Below are 1,261 nucleotides of genomic sequence, written 5' to 3' on the forward strand. Positions count from 1 at the left end.
TGAGGTTGCCACAATAAAACGGATAAAATAATTAAGAGGCATACTGAGCCTCATAATCAACTGGCGCTACGTAATCTAAAAATGCATGACGCCGCTTTCGGTTATAAAATACTTCAATGTATTCAAAGATACTTTGTCTAGCTTCCTTTCTGGTTCGATAGTCCATCTCATGAACTAATTCATTTTTTAGGCTGCCAAAAAAGCTTTCAGCAACAGCGTTATCCCAACACTCACCTTTACGACTCATACTTATGCGAAGATTATTATCGAGTAGCTTCTTTCGATAACGGTTTGATGCATAAGTTTTTCCTTGATCTGAGTGTACTATTGCATTTGAGGCATTTCCTCGTCGCCATAAAGCCATTGTTAAAGCGCTTTCTACTAAATCTGTATCGTTCTTCTCACTCATCGACCAGCCAATCACATTGCGAGAGAAGAGGTCTATCATCACGGCTAAATATAACCAACCCTCTCTTGTCGCTATAAAACTGGTATCCGATACCCATGCAACATTAGGCATTGCTGTTTTAAAGCACCGCTTGAGGTGATCTTTTGCCGGTTGTGTAGTCGATTTTGATTCTGTAGTAACCACAAATTTACGTCGTAATTTAGACTGTATATCGGCTCTTTGCATCAAACGAGCAACACGTGTTCGACTACATGTATTTCCTTCCGCAATCAGCTCTCTATGTATCTTCGGTGAACCATAAATACGGCGAGATTGAGCATGATGGTATCGAATACGTTGTGTAAGACGCCTGTTTTCCTGAGTTCTGTGGCTCTCTGGGCGACCAAGCCAGTCATAGTAACCACTAGATGACACTTCTAATACTTTACATAGCCGCGCCACTGGGTGTTCTTTAGAGTGACGACGAATAAACTGGTATTTCAACCCAGTTCCTTGGCAAAGAACACCGCGGCCTTTTTTAGAATGTCGTTCTCTTCTTGGAGGCGGCGCACTTGTGCTTCTAACCGAGCGACATCACTTTCTTGGCCTTTCTTTGGTCTACCACGGCTGGCAGAAGCCACATCACCTGTTTTTTCTAATTGCTCTTTCCACTTATAAAGTTGGTTTCGCCTTAGGCCAAGTTCTCTAGCGACATCCGCAGCTGGTTTATCAGAGGTTTCCATTAAGCGAATCGCTTCCAACTTAAACTCTTTGGTATAGGTATTATAAGGTTTACGTTTTGTTGTCATAAGAACACTCCTAAAGGACTTATTGTCCCTGATTAAAAATGTCCGTTAAACTGTAGCAGGTTCA

Annotated in this window: 2 protein-coding genes; both read right to left on the reverse strand. The window is 41.9% G+C overall.

Features of this window, described 5'->3' with window-relative positions:
• Positions 1-31 precede the first annotated feature (31 nt).
• Complete coding sequence (locus tag OA79_RS17730; RefSeq protein ID WP_063334547.1) at positions 32-892, reverse strand: IS3 family transposase; 861 nt, start codon at positions 890-892, stop codon at positions 32-34.
• Positions 889-1,197: a transposase gene (locus tag OA79_RS17735; protein WP_063334548.1), complete on the reverse strand. Its 309-nt coding sequence runs from the start codon at positions 1,195-1,197 to the stop codon at positions 889-891. The genes OA79_RS17730 and OA79_RS17735 overlap by 4 nt, the downstream gene beginning before the upstream one ends.
• Positions 1,198-1,261: the final 64 nt, after the last annotated feature.

Source organism: Marinomonas sp. TW1 (genome assembly GCF_001625355.1).
In the GTDB taxonomy this organism is placed as follows: Bacteria; Pseudomonadota; Gammaproteobacteria; order Pseudomonadales; family Marinomonadaceae; genus Marinomonas.